The organism is Streptomyces sp. UNOC14_S4, from assembly GCF_020740835.1.
Lineage (GTDB): Bacteria > Actinomycetota > Actinomycetes > Streptomycetales > Streptomycetaceae > Streptomyces.
In genome coordinates this window covers 1-22,023 of the sequence record NZ_JAINFC010000069.1, presented here as the reverse complement: position 1 = coordinate 22,023, position 22,023 = coordinate 1, and the positions used below count along the sequence as shown (strand labels likewise).

The 22,023-nt window shown below is 68.2% G+C and carries 18 protein-coding genes; 8 read left to right on the top strand and 10 right to left on the bottom strand.

Annotated elements, in window-relative coordinates; translation table 11 throughout:
* The coding region (locus tag K6I34_RS09220; protein ID WP_229324077.1) for a multicopper oxidase domain-containing protein at positions 1 to 2,445 on the top strand (2,445 nt) is incomplete at its 5' end.
* A 102-nt stretch (positions 2,446 to 2,547) separates the two neighbouring features.
* Positions 2,548 to 3,276, top strand: coding sequence for a DsbA family protein (locus tag K6I34_RS09215; protein WP_229324075.1), 729 nt, complete (start codon positions 2,548 to 2,550; stop codon positions 3,274 to 3,276).
* 96 nt (positions 3,277 to 3,372) lie between these two features.
* Here the strand turns inward: K6I34_RS09215 and K6I34_RS09210 are convergent, their stop codons facing one another.
* Together K6I34_RS09210 and K6I34_RS09205 are read right to left on the bottom strand one after the other, a co-directional pair.
* Positions 3,373 to 4,146, bottom strand: coding sequence for an ABC transporter permease (locus K6I34_RS09210; RefSeq protein ID WP_229324073.1), 774 nt, complete (start codon positions 4,144 to 4,146; stop codon positions 3,373 to 3,375).
* The gene (locus K6I34_RS09205; protein ID WP_229324071.1) at positions 4,143 to 4,766 is read right to left on the bottom strand and encodes an ABC transporter ATP-binding protein; all 624 of its coding nucleotides are present in this window, start codon (positions 4,764 to 4,766) and stop codon (positions 4,143 to 4,145) included. Before K6I34_RS09205 ends, K6I34_RS09210 begins: the two co-directional genes overlap by 4 nt.
* A gap of 220 nt (positions 4,767 to 4,986) precedes the next feature.
* On the opposite strand from K6I34_RS09205, the gene K6I34_RS09200 reads away from it, so the two are divergent.
* A complete protein-coding gene (locus K6I34_RS09200) occupies positions 4,987 to 6,234 on the top strand; it encodes a serine hydrolase (RefSeq protein ID WP_229324069.1) in 1,248 nt (415 codons plus the stop codon).
* Between the two features lie 65 nt (positions 6,235 to 6,299).
* Here K6I34_RS09200 and K6I34_RS09195 read toward each other — a convergent pair whose 3' ends face one another.
* Positions 6,300 to 6,839, bottom strand: a complete 540-nt coding sequence (locus K6I34_RS09195; protein ID WP_229324067.1) for a DoxX family protein — start codon at positions 6,837 to 6,839, stop codon at positions 6,300 to 6,302.
* A gap of 330 nt (positions 6,840 to 7,169) precedes the next feature.
* Here K6I34_RS09195 and K6I34_RS09190 point away from each other — a divergent pair, with 330 nt between their 5' ends.
* Positions 7,170 to 8,561, top strand: coding sequence for a S8 family serine peptidase (locus tag K6I34_RS09190; RefSeq protein ID WP_229324065.1), 1,392 nt, complete (start codon positions 7,170 to 7,172; stop codon positions 8,559 to 8,561).
* A gap of 151 nt (positions 8,562 to 8,712) precedes the next feature.
* On the opposite strand, the gene K6I34_RS09185 is transcribed toward K6I34_RS09190, so the two are convergent.
* From K6I34_RS09185 to K6I34_RS09170, 4 genes are all read right to left on the bottom strand, one after another.
* Complete coding sequence (locus K6I34_RS09185; RefSeq protein WP_229324063.1) at positions 8,713 to 9,384, bottom strand: ALF repeat-containing protein; 672 nt, start codon at positions 9,382 to 9,384, stop codon at positions 8,713 to 8,715.
* A 175-nt stretch (positions 9,385 to 9,559) separates the two neighbouring features.
* Positions 9,560 to 10,561, bottom strand: coding sequence for a hypothetical protein (locus tag K6I34_RS09180; RefSeq protein WP_308293981.1), 1,002 nt, complete (start codon positions 10,559 to 10,561; stop codon positions 9,560 to 9,562).
* 485 nt (positions 10,562 to 11,046) lie between these two features.
* Complete coding sequence (locus K6I34_RS09175; RefSeq protein ID WP_229324081.1) at positions 11,047 to 11,460, bottom strand: Imm7 family immunity protein; 414 nt, start codon at positions 11,458 to 11,460, stop codon at positions 11,047 to 11,049.
* A 256-nt stretch (positions 11,461 to 11,716) separates the two neighbouring features.
* Positions 11,717 to 12,334 carry a DUF4328 domain-containing protein gene (locus tag K6I34_RS09170; protein WP_229324059.1) on the bottom strand — a complete coding sequence of 206 codons (618 nt, stop codon included), beginning with the start codon at positions 12,332 to 12,334 and terminating at the stop codon, positions 11,717 to 11,719.
* Positions 12,335 to 12,870: 536 nt separating this feature from the next.
* On the opposite strand from K6I34_RS09170, the gene K6I34_RS09165 reads away from it, so the two are divergent.
* On the top strand, positions 12,871 to 13,020 hold the full coding sequence (locus K6I34_RS09165) for a hypothetical protein (RefSeq protein ID WP_229324058.1): 150 nt from the start codon (positions 12,871 to 12,873) through the stop codon (positions 13,018 to 13,020).
* A gap of 147 nt (positions 13,021 to 13,167) precedes the next feature.
* Here the strand turns inward: K6I34_RS09165 and K6I34_RS09160 are convergent, their stop codons facing one another.
* Positions 13,168 to 13,836 (bottom strand): hypothetical protein, encoded by a 669-nt coding sequence (locus K6I34_RS09160; RefSeq protein ID WP_229324056.1) that lies wholly within the window; start codon positions 13,834 to 13,836, stop codon positions 13,168 to 13,170.
* The gene (locus K6I34_RS09155) at positions 13,824 to 17,798 is read right to left on the bottom strand and encodes a polymorphic toxin-type HINT domain-containing protein (protein ID WP_229324054.1); all 3,975 of its coding nucleotides are present in this window, start codon (positions 17,796 to 17,798) and stop codon (positions 13,824 to 13,826) included. The genes K6I34_RS09160 and K6I34_RS09155 overlap by 13 nt, the downstream gene beginning before the upstream one ends.
* 424 nt (positions 17,799 to 18,222) lie before the next feature.
* On the opposite strand from K6I34_RS09155, the gene K6I34_RS09150 reads away from it, so the two are divergent.
* Positions 18,223 to 18,654 (top strand): hypothetical protein, encoded by a 432-nt coding sequence (locus K6I34_RS09150; protein WP_229324052.1) that lies wholly within the window; start codon positions 18,223 to 18,225, stop codon positions 18,652 to 18,654.
* A 126-nt stretch (positions 18,655 to 18,780) separates the two neighbouring features.
* Here the strand turns inward: K6I34_RS09150 and K6I34_RS09145 are convergent, their stop codons facing one another.
* A complete protein-coding gene (locus K6I34_RS09145; RefSeq protein ID WP_229324050.1) occupies positions 18,781 to 18,960 on the bottom strand; it encodes a hypothetical protein in 180 nt (59 codons plus the stop codon).
* A 310-nt stretch (positions 18,961 to 19,270) separates the two neighbouring features.
* Between K6I34_RS09145 and K6I34_RS09140 the strand changes: the two genes are divergently transcribed.
* Complete coding sequence (locus K6I34_RS09140; RefSeq protein ID WP_229324048.1) at positions 19,271 to 20,809, top strand: FG-GAP-like repeat-containing protein; 1,539 nt, start codon at positions 19,271 to 19,273, stop codon at positions 20,807 to 20,809.
* Between the two features lie 587 nt (positions 20,810 to 21,396).
* On the top strand, positions 21,397 to 22,023 hold a 627-nt coding region (locus K6I34_RS09135), incomplete at its 3' end, for a D-alanyl-D-alanine carboxypeptidase family protein (RefSeq protein WP_374230860.1).

Here is a 22,023-nt window from a genome sequence, read left to right as displayed (position 1 = left end):
GCCGCGACGTATCCGCAGAAGTCGCCCCGACCCCCGCGCACCCCGCACCAGCCGGCCGGTACGGGCCGCGAGCCCACCCCGCTGGAGGCCGCGGCCTTCTGCGAGGACCCCCAGCCGGGCGAGGCGTTCACCAAGGTCGGCCCGGCGGACGCGCCCGTACGCCGCTACCACCTCGTCGTCACCAGCGGCACCGTCTACTACCACGGCGACCCCACCGCCGAGCACGGCAAGACCTGGCACGACCACCGCGGCCACTTCTACGTCCTCGCCGAGGAGATCGAGGAGGCGGGCGGCCTCGACGCCTTCCGGCAGCAGCTCGAAGCGGGCACGCGCACCGTGGAGCCGCTCGTCATCCGCGCCCGCAAGGGCGAGATCCTGGAGCTCACGCTCACCAACGCGCTGCCCACCGGGCCGCAGGGCGAGAACGCCTTCGACCCCAAGCTGCCCTTCCAGCCCGAGTGCGGGCTCCACACCCACCTCGTCAAGTACGACCCACTGATCTCCGACGGCTCCAGCATCGGCTGGAACTACATCTCCGGCACCACCACCGCCGACCAGGGCACGGGCGACTTCGCCCGCTACAACTCCTGGACCTACCGCTGGTACGTCGACGAGGAGTTCGGCACCGTCTTCTTCCACGACCACCTGCTCGCCAACTACCGGCAGCGGCACGGCCTGTTCGGCGCGATGATCGCGGAGGCCGAGGACGCCGAGTGGTACGAGCCCGGCGACGCGAAGACGCCGCTGCGCCGCGGCACCCAGGCGGTGATCAAGAGGAAGGACGGCGCGCGGTTCCGCGAGTTCGTCCTGGCCATGGCGGACTTCGTGCCGCTGGTCGAGCACCTCCAGATGCCCATGGACATGCCCACGGACATGCCCCCGGGCGGGGACGGCCACGAGGATCACGGCGGCCACGAGGACCACGGGGGCGGCCACAGCGGCCCCATCAACCCGCCGTCCGTGCCCGGCGGGCCCGACGACCAGGGCGTGATGGCCGTCAACTACCGCTGCGAACCGCTCTCGGAGCGGGGCGGCGACCCGGCCGACTGGTTCGCCAGCAGGGTCCACGGCGACCCCGGCACGCCCCTGCTGCACGCCTACCCCGGAGAGCAGATCCGGCTGCACGTGCTCCAGGGCTCGCACGACCTCCAGCACAGCTTCACCACCAATGGACTGCGCTGGCGCGAGTGGCGCGGCCGTTCCGACACCCCGTGGCGCGAGCAGCGCACCCTGGGCATCTCCAACACCGCGGACCTCGACCTCGACCCCGAACAGGGGCCCGGCGACCACCTCTGGTCGTTCGGCGCGACCGACGACCTGTGGCTCGGCGCCTGGGGGCTGCTGCGGCTGCACGGCGCGCTCCGGCCCGACCTGCCCGCCCTGCCCTCCGCGAAGCCGGGCCTGCGGCACCTGCCGCCCAAGCGCGCCGTCCGCCGCTTCACCGTCCGCGCCCGCGCCCGGGACATCCTCTACAGCGACAAGCGCGTCGACCCGTACGGGCTCGTCTACGAGGTCGACGGCGAGCCCCAGGGCGAGGGGCCGCTCGTCCTGCGCTGCCGCGAGGGCGAATGGGTCGAGGTCACCCTCGTCAACGAGCTCGACGGGCCGCCGCCCGCCAGTGCTTTCGACCCGCCGCTCCTGGCCAAGGACGACCCGGCCTCCCGCGTGCTGTCCGGACGGGTGTCCCTGCACCCGACCCGGCTGCGCTACGACATCACGACCGACGACGGCGCGTACGCCGGCTACAACGAGGACAGCACGGTCAAACCGGGCGGTTCCCGTACCTACCACTGGTACGCCGACACGCCCGGGGTCGCCCTGCTCCGCGACCAGGCCGACGTGGTGTCGCACATGCGGCGCGGCCTCGTGGGCGCGCTGGTCGTCGAGGCCGCGGACGCCACGCCGTACGACCCCGACACGGGCGAGGAGCGCTGGACCGGCGAACGGGCCGTCGTACGGCGGCTGAACGCGGAGGCCGTGCACGAGCTGGTGCTGATCCCGCAGGACGGGCTGCGGCTCTTCCACGACGGGGACCTCACCCAGCCCGTCACCGACCTGTTCTCGGACAGCAGGGACGACAGCGGCCAGAAGGCGTTCAACTACCGCACCGCCGCCCTGCACCCGCTGCACCCGGTGCTGGCCGACCCCGCCCCGCCGACCCCGCTGCTGACCTGCCGGGCCGGCGACCAGGTCGCCCTCCACCTCGCCGTGGGCGGGGCCCGCAGCCGCAACCAGTGCTTCACCGTCCACGGACAGGTGTGGGACGGCTCCGAGACCGGCCGCGGCCCGTACGTCTCGACCATCGGCGCCCTCGCCGCGGGCAGCACGCGCACCGTGCGGTTCCGCGCCAACTACCCCGGCGACTACGCCTACCGCACCGGCAATCTGCACTGGGGCGTCTGCGAGGGCTGGTGGGGCATCGTGCGGGTGGCGGAGTCGTCGTGACGCCGCGATCGTGACGACGCCGCACCTGTCGTGACAGGGTGCCTGGTGCGGGAGGGTTTCCGCCCTCCCGCACCAGGCACCGTATCTTCGTGGAGGAGAGACGTGAGCACAGACGTGAGCAACGCGTTAGACCCCCGGCTCCCGGGCAGCCCCGACACCGTCGCCGTCTTCACCGATCTGAACTGCTCCTTCGCGCACGTCGCCGTGCACCGCCTGCACGAGACGAGGCGGCGGCTGGGCCTGGAGGGGAGCATCTGGTTCGACCTGCGGGCCTTCCCGCTGGAGCTCTTCAACGAGGAGGTCAACGCCCGTCCCGGCGTGGACTCGGAGATCTCCGTCCTGGGCGCCCTCGAACCTGACGCGGGCTGGCGGCTGTGGCAGGGCCCCGACTGGGCGTACCCCGTCACCACGCTGCCCGCGCTGGAAGCCGTCGAGGCCGCCAAGGCCCAGGGCTGGCACGCCAGCGAGCAACTGGACCGCGGCCTGCGCCGCGCCTTCTGGGCCGAGGGCCGTTGCATCTCCATGCGCCACGTCATCCTCGACGTCGCCCGCGCCACGGACGGCGCCGTGGACGCCGACACGCTCGCCACCGCCCTGGACTCCGGCACGGCCCGCTCCGCCGTGATCGCCCAGTACCGGGCGGCGTGCGACGGCCGGGTACGGTGCAGCCCGCACGTCTTCCTGCACGACGGCACCGACTCCGCCAACCCGGGCGTCTCCGCCCGCTGGATCAACGGCGACTTCGGCATCGGCTCACCGGTCATCGACGAGGACAGGCCGGAGGTGTACGAGGACCTGCTGAAGCGGGCGGCGGGCCTGGCGGGGGCCTGAGCCGATTGCGCCTATTGGGGTGCCTCGTGAGGTCCGTCGGCGGCTGCGGGTCGTCGTCGGCTGGTCGCGCAGTTCCCCGCGCCCCTTAAGAGGCCGCTACGCGGCCACCAGGCGGCGGTGGTCGCGGGTGCGCAGGCGGAATGCCGCCATGGCGAGCAGCCACGCGCCCGCGAACCACACCGGTCCCAGCAGCAGTTGTGCGTACGGTACGGACCGGGTGAAGCCCGCCGCGACGCTCACCTGTGTCGGGCCGTACTCCGGCAGCAGGTACACCCCGTCCTTGCTGGCCGCCGGGTTGCTGATCGGGTTCTGCAGCATCGTGTCCAGCAGGCTGACCATGATGATCACGAACATGCCCGCGAGCTCGCTCCGCAGGAACGAGCCCAGGAGGATGCCGATCCCGCCGTAGGCCACCGCCGCGGCGAACAGGCCCACGGCCAGCAGGGCGGGCCGTACCGGGTCCCAGTAGAAGCAGACCACGGCCGTGGCGTAGCCCGCGATGAGGACGGCGGCGAGGGTCATCGCGGCGACCTTGGCGACGAGCAGGTGCAGGCGCGGGTAGCCCGCGAGCACCAGCCGCCGGTCGAAGTCCAGGGACTTGAACGTGGTCATGAACATCATGAAGCCGACGATGAGCGTGACCGTGTTCACCGCCCCGGACACCATCGTCAGCCGCCCGCCGTTCACGGTCAGCCGCTGCCCGGTCGCGCGCAGCAGGAACGCGGCCGGGTCCGAGGTGACGAACCAGTGCTCCAGCGTCAGCCACAGCGGGATGTAGAAGAGGACCAGCACGAGCGCGAAGCGGTTGCGTACGTGCTCCAGCAGCGCGAAGCCCACGGCGGCGGACAGCCGCGACGGCGCCCCGCTCACCGGGCGGGCTCCCAGCGGGCGGCGGCCCCGTCGCGCAGCCGGTGGAGCTCGTCCAGGCGGCCGGTGTCCCACGCCATGTGCGAGACGACGAGGACGCAGCGCCCCCGGTCGCGCAACCGGGCGGCGAGCTCCCAGAAGCGCAGGTACGTCTCCCAGTCGAAGCCCTGGTAGGGCTCGTCCAGCAGCAGCACCTCCGGATCGTGCATCAGGGCCAGCGTCAGGTTCAGCTTCTGCCGGGTGCCGCCGCTCAGCGCGTCCACGCGGGTGTGCCGGTACTCGGCGAAGTGCAGCTCCTCGATGAGCTCCTCGGCACGTGCCGTGTCCGCGAGCCCGTACGCGGCCCGGAAATACCGCACGTGCTGCTCCACGGTGAGGAAGTCGTTGAGCACCGTCTCCTGCGGGCAGTACCCCAGTGCTCCCGCGTGCGCCACCTCGCCCGCGTCCGCGGCGATCTGCCCGCACAGGATGCGCAGCAGCGTCGTCTTGCCCGCCCCGTTCTCCCCGACCAGCCCCGCGAGCGTCCCGGGCGCGAGCGCGAGCGTGACCCCGCGCAGCACCTCGTGGGACCCGTACGACTTGTGCACGTCCCGCACGCTCAGGGCATGCGGTGTTCCGGCCATGGCGTGCTCCCGACGTTGGATTCCCCGTTCTCAACGAATGGACGGGAAATCCGTTGCGAACGGGGTCACCGTCGGAGGTGGCGGGCTCGCGTCGGGGGAGTGGGGCGCGCCCTCCCGCCTCTTCCGCCGCTACGATCGCGCTCGCACTCGCGCCGAGGCCCGCCGAGGGGCCGGGCCGTTGCGCGCGCGAGCGAGAGCCGGAGGGCTTTCCATGGTGAGCATGGTGAGAACGAGATGCGTGCGGTCCGTGGCCGTCGCCGTGAGCAGTGTGGCCCTGGCGGCCGTGGGGACGGTGCACGCGGTCGCCGGTCCGGCACGGTCCGCGCACCCGGCGCCGGACGTGGCAGGGGTCCGCAAGGCACTGGAGGGCGCGGTCGCCGCGGGGGCGCCGGGCGCGTTCGCGGTGGTACGCGATCACGGCGACCCGGAGGCCGCCCGTACCGTCACGATCGGCAAGGCCGACCTGGACGGTACGCCCATGAACGCAGACTGGCGCTTCCGCGTGGGCAGCAACACCAAGACGTTCACCTCCGTCCTCGTCCTGCGCCTCGCCGAGCAGGGCAGCGTCGACCTGGACGGGCCGATGCGCGACTACCTCCCGGCCGGAACCCTGCCGGAGGACTGGAACATGACGGTCCGACAGGTGCTGCAACACCGCGCGGGGATCTACGACCACACCGACGACCTGCTGGAACAGCCCGGCGAGGAGACCACGAGCGCGTTCGAGAAGCGTATCCGCACCACGGTCTACGAGCCCGCCGGGCTGGTGGCGATGTCCGTGAAGCACGGTCAGCAGTACACCCCGGGGACCCGGTACGCGTACTCGAACACCGACTTCGTGCTGCTGGGCATGGCGGTCGAGCACGTCACCGGCCGCCCGTACGCGGAGGTGCTGCGCGAACAGATCATCGAGCCGCTGCGGCTGCGCCACACGTCGTTCGTCGTCCCCGACAAGGCCATCGCCGGACGGCACGTCACCGGCTACCTGACGAACGACGACCGCGCCAAGCCGCTCCTGGACGCGACCGAGCAGAACGGCTCCTGGATCTGGAGCGCGGGCGCCGTCATCTCCTCCGCCGCCGACATGGACCGCTTCCTGACCGCGCTCCTCGGCGGCAGTTCGGGCGGGCTGGTGTCCGACGCGTCCCTGGAGCAGATGACGGACGCGGTGCCCACGCCCACCGCGGGGACCGCCTACGGGCTGGGCCTGCGCGAACTCTCCTTGTCGTGCGGCAAGGTCTACGGGCACAGCGGCGTCGTCCAGGGCTTCCAGACCCAGGTCTACGGCACGCGGGACGGCACGCGGACGGTCGTGGCCTTCGCCAACGCCTCCAACAACGACGTGGTGCGGCAGGGGCTGATGAACACCCTCGAACCGGCCTTCTGCGGCGCCCGGCCGACGGGACCGTCGGGGAAGACCAGGGCCGGGGCTCCGCTGGCGCCGCTGGACGAGGACGCCGGGATGTGATCGGTGGTCGCCCCGGTCGGCGTCGTCGAACCGGGGCGACCGTGGGCTTTCAGGACCGTGGGCTTTCAGGTACGCGTCAGCAGGATCGCGCACGCCGCGACGGCCGCGAGCACGATCGCCGCGAGGCCGTACGAGAGGCGGTGGTGCCGTAGTACCGGCAGGTAGTGATCGACCGCGTAACGGCCCGGACCCGTGAGGGCGATCGCCGTGGCCGAGACCGCGACCAGGAGCGTGAACTCCACACCCTTCGGCAGGAAGAACCCGCCGTCCCACGTCACCCACAGCGCATTGATCATCGTGCCGAGGACCGCGGCGGCCGCGAGCGGGGTGAGCAGCCCGAGGAAGACCCCGGCGCCGCCGAGGCCCTCGCTGAGCCCGGCGACGATGCCCATGGCCTTGCCTGCCGGATAGCCGAGCTGCGTGAACGCCTTCCCGGTCCCCTCGACGCCGCCACCGCCGAACCAGCCGAAGAGCTTCTGCGTGCCGTTCGCCATCATGATCAGACCGAGCATGAGGCGCAGCAGCAGCATCCCGAGCGAGAACGCGGTCGTGGGCGACTCCTGGGCGGAGCCGCTGCCGCTCAGTGGATTGCTGCGGAAAGCCATGGTGGGTGCCTTCTTCCTTCCGGCATCAGGGCCCGGCCCCCGCCCCCTGGGGCTCACCTACCAGTGTGGCCCCGCACGGCCACACGGGCGCGCTGTCGCACGCCCCCATTTCCTGCGGGAACGCTCTCCCGCCCCGGACGGAACGCGGTTCCCGCACCCATGGAACGGCCATGAATCCCCCAAGAATCCGGCGGCAGGTAAAGCATTCGACATCAAGGAACAAACAGCCTTGTTCTGTGCATGACCGCCGGGTGGGATCGCGACAGCCGCGCCTGCGGTCTGGCCCCAGCAGCCTCAGCAGCTTCAGCAGCTCCAGTACAGGGAGACTCGATGCACATACCCCGCCCCCGCATGCGCGCCCGCACCCTCGGTGCGATGGCCGGGACCGCCGCCCTCGTCGCGACCGCGACGGCCGCCCTGCCGGCGGGAACGGCCGCCGCCTCCGCCGCCCCGGCTGCTCCGGTGGTCCCGCACACCGCGGCCGTCCCGGCCGTAGCCGGGCACACGCTGGCCCACGTCGAGGGCAGCCCGCTCTCGATCGAGGAGTGCCGGGCCAAGTTGAAGATCGCCTGCTACAACCCGCTCCAGTACCGCAAGGCGTACCACCTCGACCCGCTCTACAAGGCGGGCATCACGGGCAAGGGCCGGACGATCGTCATCGTCGACTCCTTCGGGTCGCCGACGATCCAGCACGACCTGGACGTCTACAGCAAGCAGTTCGGCATCCCCAGCACCAAGGTGCAGGTGGTCAAGTGGGGCAACGTCCCCGCCTTCGACCCGAAGAACTCCGAGATGACGGGCTGGGCGGGCGAGACCACGCTGGACGTGCAGATGGCCCACGCGGTGGCCCCCGACGCGAAGATCGTCCTGGTGGAGACGGCGGTCGCCGAGACCGAGGGCACGACCGGTCTGCCGGAGATGATGGACGCCGAGAAGTTCCTGATCGACCACGGCGTCGGCGACGTCATCTCGCAGAGCTTCGGCGCCACGGAGAACACGTTCCCCGGCTTCGAGAAGGGCGACTTCTCCAGCATCCAGAACCTCCGCTACGCCTTCAAGGCGGCGGCGAAGAAGAACGTGACCGTCCTCGCCTCCTCCGGCGACGGCGGTGCCACCGACAACACGGCCGACGGCAAGGGCTACTACAAGGAGCGCGTCAACTCCTGGCCCTCCTCCGACCCGCTGGTCACCTCCATCGGCGGCACCCAGCTGCACCTCAACGACGCGGGCGAGCGCACGGCCCCCGAGAGCGTCTACAACGACAACGGCGCGAGCGGCGGCGGCCAGTCCCACGTCTTCCCCCGCCCCCGCTACCAGAATGTGGTGAAGGACGTCGTCGGCGACCGCCGCGGCACCCCCGACATCTCCATGGCCGGCGCGGTCAACGGCGGCGCCTGGATCTACACCAGCTACGACCCCACGGCCGTCGGCTGGGACGTCACGGGCGGTACGAGTGAGTCCTCCCCGCTCTTCTCCGGCATCGTGGCCTTGGCCGACCAGGCCGCGGGCCGACGCCTGGGTGACATCCACGAGGCCCTGTACTGCCTGTACGGCCACCACTCCGCCTCCACCGGCATCGTCGACGTGAACGACGGTACGGACAACAGCTACCAGGGTGTCGAGGGCTACAAGGCGGTCGACGGGTACGACATGGCGACGGGGGTCGGGACGATCGACGCGTCGCGATTCGTGCGGGCGCTGGCGCGGGAGGGGCGGCACTGACGGCAGCCTGATGGTGAGGGGTGGGGCCGGGGGCGGCGGTCCCACCCCTCACCATGATTCCGGTGCCGGAAGACGGCCCAGGAATCCTCTTCAGCGCTCCCGGCCCGGTCTGCGAGAAGTCACGCTGACGAGCCGAATTCAGTAGCCGTTGTCAGCTCTGGGCCTTCTTGTCCTTGGCGCGAGCCTCGAACTGGCCGCCCTGGATGAAGTTGACCCGATCCTCCGGAGTACCCTTCAAAGCCGCCTTGGCCGCAGCTTTCACCGAGGGACCTCCCTCGGAGTGGATGCGCGTGATGAGCACAGAGTTGTCGTCGTCCAGCGCTGTGAACTGACGGGCCTCCAGGAAAGCAGCCCGGTCCTCCGGAGTACCCTTCAAGGCCGCTTTGCCGGCGTCCTTCACCCCGCGGGCCCCGTAGTAGATGATCCGCGAGATCAGAACCTCGTTGTCCTCGTCCCGGGCCTCGAACTGACCGGTCTCGAGGAACTGCCTCATATCAGCGGGAGTGCCGTTGAGCGCCGCCTTGCCGGCGTCCTTCACCCCAGGACCCCCGGTGCTGACGATGCGCTGGATCTCGGCCCTGTCCTTCTCCGCCTGCTGGCCCTTGTCATTGGGCTCTTCGCCCTTCTGCCCGACTACCTGTCCCACCGGAACCTGGGCAGACCGCGTGGACGAGGCCGGGGCGGCCGCGCCGTCCGCGAAGGCCGACGAGGCGAGCAGGACGGCCGGGGCAATACCAGCCGCGGTGACCACTGCGGCAATCCGGGATAACTTCAAGACAATACCCACCCTTTCACAACATCTGATCTTCTTTGCGTCAGCCAACTATAGGAGTCATGCCCCGACTTGATCCACGGCTTAACAACGGTTACTGAAGTTGAATGTGTGATGTCGGTCAGCCATGTGTGATCAGGGGGGCGTCCTGGTCCCAGCTGCGACTCGGCCCATGACTACGCCGTCCACGTCGAACCAACGTCTGGGCCGCACTGCCTCTGACGGGTCAGCATCCTCGGTCGTAGATCGCCCGCAGCCACGGTTCCCTAACGGCGGGCATCCGCGCGAGCGTGTACCGGAACGCCTCCCTCGACGGCTGGAACGGCTGCCACGGGTGTGGCGGCAGCGGGTCGTCCCGCTCCACGCCTGCAGGCAGTCCGCCGACCACCGGCAGCCGGGTCCGGTGTGGCGGGAAGGCGAGCTCGGCCCACAGTGCGGCATCCATAGGTACCGGCACCGCCCCGGTGCGTGGCTGCCACATGTCTCCGGTCTGCGGATGGACCGGCACCAGCACCAGGTCAGTGGCCGGCTCGCCGAAGCCCGGTCCCGCCAGGTCCAGCCGCTTCGCGTCTTTCCCGGCGGGCAGCAGTGCGCCGAGTGCTCGGCCGAGGAGCTCCGCGACCGGCCCGGGCGCCGCCTCGACCGGCGCGCCCCCGGCGGCCACCACCACCTGGGCGAGGGCCACGCCCGCCGGGATGTCCCGGTACTCGCTCAGCCGGTGCCACAGCGCGCCGGTGGCCAGCAGTTCCGCCCAGTCCATGACCGGCCGCTCCGGCGGGCCGGGTAGCCGCACCACTGCCTGCGGGACGAGCCGGACGACCTGCCAGCACCCGCAGTCGTCCATCCTCGTTCCGACCGGCAGATCGCAGCCCAGGCAGGCGAGGTTCGGCCCGTCCCTCCCGTCGATACCCCTGCAGTAGCCCCCGGCCCGCTCAAGGATCAGCCCGGTGCCACGCATGTCGCCGGGTGCGAGGAGGACGGTGCCCGACGGTCCGTCGGGCAGCGCGCCGTCCGGCGCGAAGCACCCTCGCTCAGCCGCCTCGCGCGCCCCGACCTCGTCCCACTGCCGCCACGGCGGCCCGAACGGTGCGGGGTCGACAGCGTACGTCCCGGCCTCCAGCAGTGGCGGGTGCAGCGTCTCCCAGTGGGTATCGGCCAGGTGGATCGGCAAGGCCACCTCCGACACCGCCGCCGTCAGGACCGCACCGCAGCCCGCACATCCGAACACCGCCAAGCTGTTCCTTCCCGCCGTCGAAGCCCCTGCATCCCACCAATCAGGCGGACCGGGAAGCAAGGGATTTTCTGGCGACGCCGTGCGACGCGGGGGCGAAGTACGGGCCCTCAGATTCCGTTGATGCTGAACTTGACCGGGTGGTGTCGGTGCTGTTCGTCTGACCGTTGCCGATGGGTTCCGGTAGCTGTGGGGGCGTGAGATACGCGCAGGGCGGCGGGCTGACCGACGCCGGGAGGGCCGTGCGGGAGCGGGTCATCCGGCCGCACGCCGTGGAACGCTTCTAGCGTGGGGAGAAGAACGACGGTCGCGGCCGCGCTGCGGGTGAGTGAGCGGTCGGTGGAGCGGTGGCGCCGCGCCTGGTGTGAGCGGGGCGAGGAAGGGGGGTCCCTCGTGCCGCTGTCACGACGTCCTTCCACGCCTCGGAGCAGCGTCAGCTTTCAGCTGACCAAACGACCGTGGCCTATCCTGCCAAGCCGCAGTCAATCCTCAATCACCGGTCGGCATGGGGAGAGGAAAGGATCTAGCTGAACCCTTACCTCACCTCTCGCCATTACACGAACGCGGAACGCCCCAGGGCCCGGTGGATCGGTGAAATCATCTGAACGCTCATAGAGGAGGCCCCATGAACCCGGGAATCGGTCGGCAACGTACCCAAGCAAGCCATCCAACTCGCGGGCTTCATCCCTGCGGCGGTTCACCAGGCCGTTGACGGTCAGAAAGTGCTGGCCGTTGTGGACAGACAACTGTGCCTCGCCCGTCGCCCATTGGATTCCAGAAATTCGACCCCGCAGATCCGCCAAGCCTTCTGAGAGAGATCCGGTGTCGGCCTCTTCAGCCGACTCGGCGATACCGAACCACCCGTGAAATTCGTACACTTCCCCACCCTCTTCCATCCGCGCGATACCCCTGTGCCCAGACATCACAAGGACTCCTGACGGACCAGTATCCGGCAAGATCCGTCCGTTCCTGCGCCAGCACTTCCAGCAGTTACGCCGTAGCTGTGCCTCCTCCAACTCCAGTACCTCATACCACCCGCACGCACAGCAGCCGCAGGAAGTCTGACAACACTCCCCGGACGGCACGTATCGGCCACGTGGTGGTGAGAAAAGGGGCTGGAAGACTGTCGGCGGTCTCGGTGACGGGTGCTGCTTACGCAGCTATAGGTGCCGCGACCGGGACCGGACCTTGTTGCACCTTCTCGTGCTGGAGAGCGGTGAGTCGGCGCACGAACAGGACGGCGAGGACCGCGGCCGCGATGTCGACGGCGTCTGCGACGAACAGCACGCCGGAGGAGAAGCGGAGCTGCTCCAGCGTCCAGGCCTTCGCGTCCAGCTGACCGCCCACGCGGCCCACGACGAGGGTGGCGATCCACAGGCCCCACCACCAGTTCATGACCGTGCGCGGCGCGTGCCGGGGCGAGCCGTCGGGCCCGTACGGCAAGCTCGCCGTCCAGATGTCATTGGCGATCTTCTTGGGAAACCAGAGGCTGACCACCGGTACGAACCAGCCCCAGACCGTCCAGCCTCGGCGCATCCGGTGCCCGCCCGGCCGGAACACCTCCGCGTTGGTCCGCACCTGGTGGAACCAGACGAGAAAAGCGACGGCTGCGGCCAGGAGCATGACCAGCTGTGCTGGAGCGGAGATCGCCTGCAGCCGGTCCGCCCACTGCACCTGGTCGTGCGGCATGGAGTCCGGTCCGTCGTCGATCGCCTCGTTCATCAGCTTGAACGTGATGGCGTTGGCGACGAGCGAGAAAACGTCGGCCAAGATGCACAGACCCAGCAGCGACACGGCGGTTCGCGCGGGCCCCTCGGGTGAGGTGAGCCGCGGAACGGGAAGGTGCGTGGGCGGCTGGCCGTGCGTCTGCGGATACACGGGCAGGCCGCTCAAGTGAGATTGGGTGCCTACGGGCGGTGCTGACTGCCCGTGCAACTGCGACGGCACCGACGCAGCAACGTCACCGCCCACTGGGCCGCCGTTCCTAGGAGCGTCATTGGCAGGGTTCACTACCCCCTCGCACGCGGCACAGTGACCCGACACGCTCACGGCTAACGCTTTCTGGCATTTTGAACACAGCATGGATTGTCTGTCTCATCCCAGTTAGGTATGGAGGTCTTGCGATAACACCAAATCAGTGACTCGCGTGAGGCTGGTGAGGTTGTACAGACACGGTCACCTGCCCGCAACCGGCGATCGACGCAAAGGGCTTCTTGTCATGAACACTAGTTCTTCTCGTGTTGCCCTTAGCTCGGCCTCGTCGCGTAGGCCGTCGAGTCGGAACGAGCTCTACAGGCATCGTCGATGTGAACGACGGCACGGACAACGGCTACCAGGGTGTCGAGGGCCACAAGGCGGTCGACGGGTACGACATGGCGACGGGCGTGGTGACGATCGACGCGTCGCGGTTCGTCGGGACGCTGGGTTGGGAGGGCCGGCTGACTTCCGTCCACTGACGTGCCGTCAACTACTGTCGTCGGCCACGGCATCCGCTTCACCAAGAGACCTCTTGGTGAAGCGGATGCCGTGGCTTGACAAGCCCTAGAGGATCAAGGATGCAAATCAGGGAAATGCATTCCCATAGCCCTCAAGGGGCTCACCTCCTAACGTGATCCCAGCTCAAACGGGAGCGAAGACCTGTCGACTCTAAAATAATCAATGAAGGACTCGATGAATCCCCATGACTGAGTCGACATTGGCGGCCTCTGGGAGCGAGCTGCTTCCGCATACTCCGACAGCGCATCCAGCGCCTGAGAAGTCCTTCCTGCCAGCGCATTTGCGACAGCTAGGTGTCCACTTTGTGCCTGGTGTCTCTTCTCCTGTTCGATTCGATCAATAATCGCGCCAAGCGTCGACAGCGATCGAAAGAACGGGGCTGCGTAAGTCTCAAGATCTTCGCACAGCAGTGTCACCACCGCGTCGATCGCACCTGAGTCCCGGATTAGCCACCTCTTGAATGGCGCCATCTCATACCCGTGAAGGTAGAGGAGGTCGGCCAAGCCGCAACCGAATGACGCGACACCTTCACCTGCCGAGGGTTGCAGCCCCTTGAACTGCGCCACCAAGCGGCTAGTCTCCACGTGCCGAACCCCCAGCGAGGGGAAGAAAGCGACTCCATAGTCCTTCGCTGTTTGATTCAGGCTCACCTGGAAAAAAACGTCCGCAGTCCCCTGTATTGCGAATGCAGGCTCCTCGTAGTCCGTTTGTGTCCACCCGTCGGCACTAAGTCTTTGGGTGACCTCCAGGACGGCCTGTTCTTCTAGGGTGTACATACGCCGCAATCCCATGCGTCGATTTCAAGTCTCATCTGCACCATATCGCCCTTATTGAGGCCAAAATTCGAAAGCCTGCTGGTGTCCAGCCTGGCCCCAGTGCTTGTCAGCTCAGGATATCCCGTATTTTGACCCGGAGTTACTACCGCACCAGACCCAGTCTTAACCTCGACCGCAACCCAGCTCCCGTCAGGGTGCCGGGCAACAAAATCGGCCCGGAAGCCGGCGCCGGCACTGTCTCTGAAGCGTACTTCAGGAGTGATGTTGGTATACCCCTCCTTTTGAAGTCGATCAAAGGTTGCAGCCTCGCCCAGCTTCCCATGCGGCAGACCATCAACTGGGCATTTACCGACGTTATGTACAAGGACGGGCGTGGTGCCCGCGAGTACATAGTACGTGTGCAGGTCGTCAACGGTCAGGTTGTAGGTCCTGGCGGTCTTCGCGAAGGAGCGGTTTCCTTCGATCTTGACGGCGCTTCCGTCAACAGTCCTGAGGGTCATTCCGGGGCGAAGCTTGGCGGCCTCGACCCAGTCTCCCTCCGAGGGGGACCAGAAGGGGTGTTCATGGGTGGCCGTGAGCTTTTCCGCACCTTGCGGGGTCTCTATGGTCAGCTCGTTGAAGAGCTTGTCGTGCTCGGTGACGATCAGGTCGGTCACCTTGCGTCGGCCTGTCTCGCCGCTGACGGGGTCCGTGGCGACTACCAGGTCGCCGACCTTGACGGACTCGATGTTCTTTGTTGAGTTGTCCGCCATGAGCACCTTGGTGCCGGCGAGAAAGCACTTGAAGCACTTCTTGGCCTTTTTTCCCACCCGCGACGTCTTGATCGCGGCTTCGACTCCCTTGCCGGCCAGCCCCAGGTACCTGTCCATGGGCAGGGCCAGGACGACGGCGCCGACACACTTCCCTGCTGCTGGGTCTTTGGCGCAGAACTCTGCGACATCGTCCAACCCGAAGACGAAGGCGTAAAGTTTCAGTGTGTTCTTGACGTCCAGCGGATCGGTGTCCAGGGTCCATTCATCCCGCGGTCCGTACATGCAGGACAAGCCAGTCAACTCGTTCCCGGGGCGGGTCGGAGTCATCGTCTGGCACGTCCGCTTCTCCTTTCGTTCCTTCTCCCTGCGTTGCTGTTCCAGGCGCTGCGCTTCGGCCTGCTCGGCCTGACGCTTCTTCAGCACGTCCTTCCACGCCTGAGACGCGAGGTCTTTCGCTTCGTCAGCGTTCTTCCCTGCATCCCGGGCAGAGGTACGGGCGTTGTCCGCATAATCAGCTGCTTCACTGGCCGATTGCCGGGCGTAGGTGGCGGAGAATTCGGCTTGGGCTGCGGATGCGGCGGCGTCGTCGGCGTCACGGTCGGCGGCGTCGGCGGCGTTGCGTGCGGTGGCAGCGGATTTCGCGGCCTTGACGGCGGACGCCTCGGCCTGGCGGGCGGACTTGTCGGCGTCGGCGGCGTACCCCTTGGCCGCGTCGGCCGACTTCTGGGCCTCGTTTGCCGCCTTCTGGGCGTCGTCGGAGGCGCCCTTGGCGATGGCTGCGGCCTTGGCGGCGATCCAGCGGTTCTCCTGGGCCGTAGCCGCGATCTTGGAGCCCTGGTCGATCAGGAGCTGGAGCTGGGTGGTGTGGGTGGCGGCGAGCTGGTCCTTGCGGTCGGCCATGTACTGGCCGACCTGGATGAAGTCGTGCAGCTGGTCCGCGGGTCCGGACAGGGCGATCTTGGCAGCGGCCTTCACTTCCGGGCCGCCGTTGCTGACGAGCTTGGAGGTCAGGACCAGCTCGTCGTCGTTCCGTGCCGGGTACTGACCGTTGGCGATGAAGGCGACCAGGTCCCTGGGGTCCTTGCTGGCGAGCGCGGCCTTGGACGCCGCCTTCACACCGGGCCCGCCGGCATCGTTGATCTGGGAGACCCGAATCCTGTAGTCCGTTTCTCCCGCCGTGTACTGACCAGTGGTGTAGAAGTCCCTGATCTGCTGATCGTTGCCCTTGAGCGCTTCCTGGGCGGCGGTGCGGACGGATGCGTAGGGGCTCTGGACCGACAGATCGACGACCTGCTGGCGGATCTCGTCCTGCTTTGTCTGCTCCCAGCCGCTGCGCAGGTATTCCAGGACGTCGGCGTCGCTACCGGCCAGGGCCCGGGTGGCGGCGTCCTGGCTGAAGGGGCCGCGGGTCTTCAGGGCCCGCAGGGCGAGGTTACGGCCCTTGGCCGCCATTGCCTTGACATCGGCATCGGGCTTGGCTGCTTCCGTGGCCAGAGCCTTGGCGGTGTCGTCCAGCTTCCTGGCCTCCACGACCTGGGCGGCAGCTGCGGACGTGAACTTCTCCGCCCGGGCCTTATCGGACTTGGCGCGTTCGATGGCGGCCGCGGTGCGGGTGGCGAGATCTTCCGCTTCGGTCTCCCGCACGATCTCGAACACCTTCTTGGCCGTGTCGACCGCCGCGGTCGCGGCATCGGCGGCCTGCCTCGCCGCTTCAGCCTGCTTCGCAGACTCGGCGGCCGCGTCCTTGGCCTCACCCGCGTGCTTAGCCGCCTCCTCGGCAGCATCCGCGGCCTTGTTCGCATGGTCGGCAGCCGAGTTGGCCGCATCTCGCGCCCCAGCGGCGGCGCCAGCCGACTTGCGGGCCAGCGACTCGGCAGCATTGGCGGCGCGGTTGGCCTCACGTGCGTGGCGGCGGGTCTCTGCGGCCGCCGCCTGGGCCTCGCCCGAGTGGACACCGGCCGCGTCGGCGTACCGGTTCGCCTCGTCAGCGGCATCGGCGGCGTCATCGGCGTTGGTGCTGGCGCTCTTCGCCGCCTTCGCTGCGTCACCAGCGGCTGAGGACGCGTTGCGCGCCTGATCGGCAGCCGCAGCCGACTTCTTCGCAAGCCCCGCCGCCTCGCGTGCCTGCTTCGCGTAGTTCTTGGCGTCCTCGGCCTTGCTCGCGTCGCTGCCTGCGGCAATAGCGGCGTTGTAGGCCCGGGTCGCGGCCTCGGCGGCGGCATTGGCTGCACTCGCGGTCTGAGCAGCGGCAAGCGCGGCGACGCGGGCGGATCGCTGGGCCGCGTTGGCCGCACCGATAGCCTCTTGGGCCGCACTGGCAGCGCCCCGTGCCGCATCCGCGGCTTGCTGTGCCTTGACCGCGGCCGTCTTGGAATCGTTCCTGGCCGCCTGTGTCTCTCTGGCCGCCTTCTTCGCCGCGTCCTTGGCCAGCTCAGAAGCCGCGACCGCGCGGGCCGATGCCTTCTGGGACGCCTCGGTCGCCTGCTCCGCTTGCAGCCCGGCCTGCTCGGCTTGCTCGGTGAGCTCCGCGATGGTGGCGTGTTCCTGATCGCGGTTGCGGGCCGTGAACTGGCCTATCTCGAGGAACTCGACGATGTCGTCTGGCGTGCCCTTGAGAGCGAGCTTGCCGGCGGCCTTCACATTCGGGCCACCCGCGCTGATGATCTGTGAGACCTGGACCTTGTTGTCCGACTCACGCGCGTCGTACTGGCCAGTGTCAAGGAACTTGGCGATGTCGGCAGGTGTGCCTTTCAGGGCCGCCTTACCGGCTTCCTTGACCCCGTTGCCGCCGAAGTAGATGACTTGAGAGGCCTCGACTCTCTGGTCGTCCTCGAGAGGAGCCTTCCAGCCGTCCGCCAAGAACGCACGCAGGTCCTCCGGGGTACCTTTGAGGGCCTTCTTCGCGGCCTCCCGCACTGCAGGCCCACCCGCGCTGAACACGCGGCTGGCATCGATGCGGTCATCGTCGTACTCGATGCCGTCCTTGGCCGCGAGGAACTTCTTGATGTCCTCGTCCGTGCCCAGCAGCGCCTCCTCGGCCGCCCGCTTGACGCCGGCGCCACCATTCGTCCAATGGAGGACTACAAGCCAACGATCCAGCTGCGGCTCCGCATCGTCCGTATCACTGGCGGCAGCGGCCGGGGATACTCCGAGAAGCCCGGCAAGAAGTACGACGGGAAGGAACGCAGCCCAAACCCGCAGCCTCGACAACCGCCTTGCTTCTACCGGTACGCGTCTTGGACGCTGTAACGCCCCATCGATGGAGCTCAGCCCACGTCTCATACAGCGATCTCTCTCTGAATCGATCCGGGTTGCGGCAAGCCACAGTCCGGAGTCGGGTCGCCCACCTTCGGGCAGCCGTCGTACAGCCGACGAGCTGCCGTGGATCAAGAGGTTCAGCGGGCGCGACCAATCCCCCCAGACGCCGCAACCACCCTCACGTCAAGAAAAACTGAGGGCTTGTTTACACGCATCATACATATGCTTTACTGGCCGTGACCGCAGGGGCAACAATGAGTCAAGCACGCCCCATGAACCGGAGAAGGTGAACGTGGCAACACCCCGCGTCCGAAGAGTCCTTGTTGCTGGCACCACCGCACTGCTTGCGTTATTTGTCGGATTCACCACTACTTCCGTGGCCCAACCCTCCTCCGCGCAGCCCGCGTCCACGACCGTCGCCGCCTCAGCCGACGACGCGATGCCCTCCGCCGTCGAGACGTTCGAGTACCCTGATGCCGCGCAGATCCTCAAGGAAAAGGGCATCGCGCTGCACAGCGGCGACGGCCACATCCTGCTGACCGACTGCTCGGCCCAGCACGACATCACGGTCCTGTCCCGCGACCTGAAGGACTTCTGCTTCGCTGTGAAGGGAAAGCAGGGCCATCTCGTCCTTGAGCTTGCCGGTGCCTATGGCATCTGGACCGAGGACCACCCCGTCCAAGCAACGATCACCCTGGACGGCAAGAGCTCTGTCATCGAGGCCCCCCCGAACGACTACAAGGGGTTCGGCGAAGGCAAGGAAGGCGCCAAGCGGGCGGTCCTGCTGGAGCTCAACGTCACGGGATGACAGCCAGGTAGCACCTTGGGCCCGCAGAAAAACAAAGCGTCGGCAAGCACCATGGCTGAGCTGCGGTGTCAAGCGTCAGAACACGCAAGTTGTTTCTCGGCGGGCCCATTGGAGCTCGTAACACGATCATGATGTGTGGTCCTTGAGGCGTCTCCAGCAGATGAGGCCGCAGTCGAGGGAGACGGGGGCGTCGCGGAGGTCGAGTCGTTCCCCGCAGATGGCCAGGCGTGTGAACCGGTGCAGGAACGAGAAGGCCTGCTCGACGACGAACCCGAGCTTGCCCAGGTCCTTGATGTCCTGGGGCACCCCTTGCGGGAGATTACCGGCGGGATGCGGCACTTGCGTACTTCACGACGGTTGGGGTTGCTGTCGTAGCCCTTGTCCCCCAGCAGGGCATGGGGACGCCTGCGCGGGCGTCGCGGCCGGTCGGCGACCAGCCGCGACGCCGTCGATGAGCGCGAGGGTCTGGGTGACGTCGTTGACGTTGGCCGCCGTCGTGATCACCTTTAAGTCCGCGTCACCGGCTGGTTGGTCATCACCTCAGGTCGTGTCGGCTCGTCAGCAACGACCGTGACCACGCAAACCACGTAGGCACTCTTCCGAAAGACGTTTCTTGATGCTTTCTCATCGTTTCCGTCATCCGCGGGTCGCGGCCGCCGCCGCGGTGGCTGCGGCCACCGCGATTGTGCTCACCGCAACGCCCGCCTCCTCCTTGTCCGGGGCTCCGGTCACCGATGGAAGTCGCGCTTTCGCCGCGAACATCGTCTTCGGTGATCACCTGAAGGGCTGCTCGGGTGTCCTGGTCGACAAGAGCTACGTCCTTACGGCAGCCAGTTGCGTGTCGGCCACCAGTGGCCGGCCCGTCAGCGGCAAGCTCGAGGCCAAGACCACCGTTACCGTCGGCCGCGCGGACCTGAATGCGGGCACCACCGGCGCCGTTGTTGAGGCCACCGATGTGGTTGTCCATCCGGAGCGCAACGTCGCCCTGCTCAAGCTGGGCACGCCGGTCGCCAATGTCGCCCCGGCACCGCTGTCCAGCCAGGGCCCCGCCTCCGGACAGGCCCTGCACAGCGCCGGTTTCGGGCGTACCGCGACCAGTTGGGTCCCGGGGCTGCTGAACAGCGGTCAGTTCAACGTCACCTCCACCACCGCCGACGCGGTCGTCAATCTTGAGCCCAAGGGTGACGCGGCACTGTGCCAGGGCGACGCGGGCGGCCCGCTCACGCGCGACAACGAGGGTCGGCACGAGGTGGTCGCCCTGACCACCGGCTCCTGGCTCGGCTCCTGCCTCGGCGCCCCCGAAGGTGAGACCCGCAGGGGGGCTCGTGCCGTCCGTGTCGATGACCTTGGGGGGTGGATCAAGGGCAACGTCACCGAGCCGGGCCCCGACACCACCAGCCTGACCGACCTCCGTGCCCTGGCGGACTTCACCGGGGATGGCAAGGCCGACCTGGTCGGCGTCGATACGAACGGCACCCTCCAGCTCTACCGCGGGCGCGGCGAGGGCACCTTCGAGGCAACCCCGAAGGCCGTCGGAACCCCCGGTGTGTGGAAGACAGCCCAGCGGATTTTCGCCGGCGACTTCAACGGTGATGGCAAGCAGGACATCGCCGCTGTCTGGGAGAGTGACCGCATCCTCCTGCACACCGGCAAGGGTGACGGCACCTTCAACACCACCATCGTCCTCAGCCCCGACAGCGCCACCTGGGCCAAGCTCAAGCACCTCACCCGTTACAAGGCCGACTCCGCCAGCACGAAGGACGGCGTCCTCGCGACCCGGCCCGACGGCGATCTGTACGCCTACAAGGTCGGCGCGAACGGTCTGCTCGACTTCACCGGCGGTAAGAAGATCTGGCCCGACAACTCCTTCAAGAGCGTCATCATCCTCGGCACCGGTGACTTCAACGGCGACGGCCGTGACGATGTCGTCGGCGTCTGGGAGAACGGCGCCCTGGTCCACTGGGACGGCAACGCCAAGGGAACCCTGGATGCCGGCGGTCTGGCCGCGGCCGGCAACATCTGGACCGACCTGAAGATCGTCACCGGTGACGTCAACGGCGACGGCAAGGTTGACGTCGTCAGCTGGAAGGGCAACAAGATGTCCTTCCACCGCGGCAGGGGCAACGGCACGTTTGACCCGGGCGTCCAGCTCTGACGCATCGGTCCGCCGTCGCACGTAGCCGGGAAACTTCCTGCGGTGCGGCGGCGGGCCGACCCCCTCGTACACCACCGACGGGCAGCTCAACCTGCCTGGCCGCTGGTTCGGCCTGGCCAGCAGCAAGACGCCCTCATCACCCAACGGACGGACGTCTTTCCGGGCGACAGGACCACCGGCCTGTCCGCACGCACCCTGACAGCAGCTTCCGGCCCTGCCCCGGCGACGGGTAGCAAGCTTCAACGCCGACCAGCGGATACGGGCGAAGGTCCCCACCCGCGTGCCGGACCCCGCCAAGCGGACGCAGATCACGGCGGTCGGCGACCTCACTGGCGACAGGCTGCCGGAGCTGTTCCTGCACAGACAACGAAACACACGGACGGCGCGGTCCCAGGCGCTCTTGAGTGCGGAACGGCCGGGGATCAAGGCCTGCGGCTGACCACTGCACCGCCCAACCCGCGCCTCCACCAACCGGGTTCCGGCTTCGGCGGACACCGAAGCCGGAACCCGGTCACGCGATCTCCCGGATGGGAGGAGCCTCTCCGGCGCCTCCCACCCGCGGTTCTTCAACACAAGCAAGGACTGAAGTGATCTCCAACCTGATGCGGCGCGCCAAGGGCGCGCTCGCGGTGACCATCGCCACCGGTGCGCTGCTCACGGCCACGGCTCCCGCCCAGGCCGCAGCAGTACCGGCCCTCACCGCGGCCGGCGCGATCGTGATCGACGGCGCCAACGGCACCACGCTCATGGCCAAGGACGCCGACACCAAGCGCCCGATGGCGAGCACCACGAAGATCATGACCGCCGTGGTGGTCACCTCCCTGCCGGACCTCGACCTCGACCAGAAGGTCACCGTCAAGCAGGAGTACCTGGACTACGTCTACCTCAAGGGTGCGAGCTCGGCCCAGCTCAAGGCCGGGGCGACCCCCACGGTCCGTCAGCTGCTCTACGGGATGATGCTGCCCTCGGGCTGCGACGCCGCGTACGCCCTCGCCGACACCTTCGGCACGGGCACGACCATGGCGGCCCGTACGACGGACTTCATCGCGAAGATGAACGCCAAGGCCAGGGAACTCGGCATGGCCAACACCGTCTTCGACTCCTTCGACGGCATCTCACCGACCGGCAACAACCTCACCAGCCCGCGCGACCTCGCGCAGCTCACCCGGCACGCGATGACCAGCCCCCTGTTCCAGACCCTGGTGAAGACCACC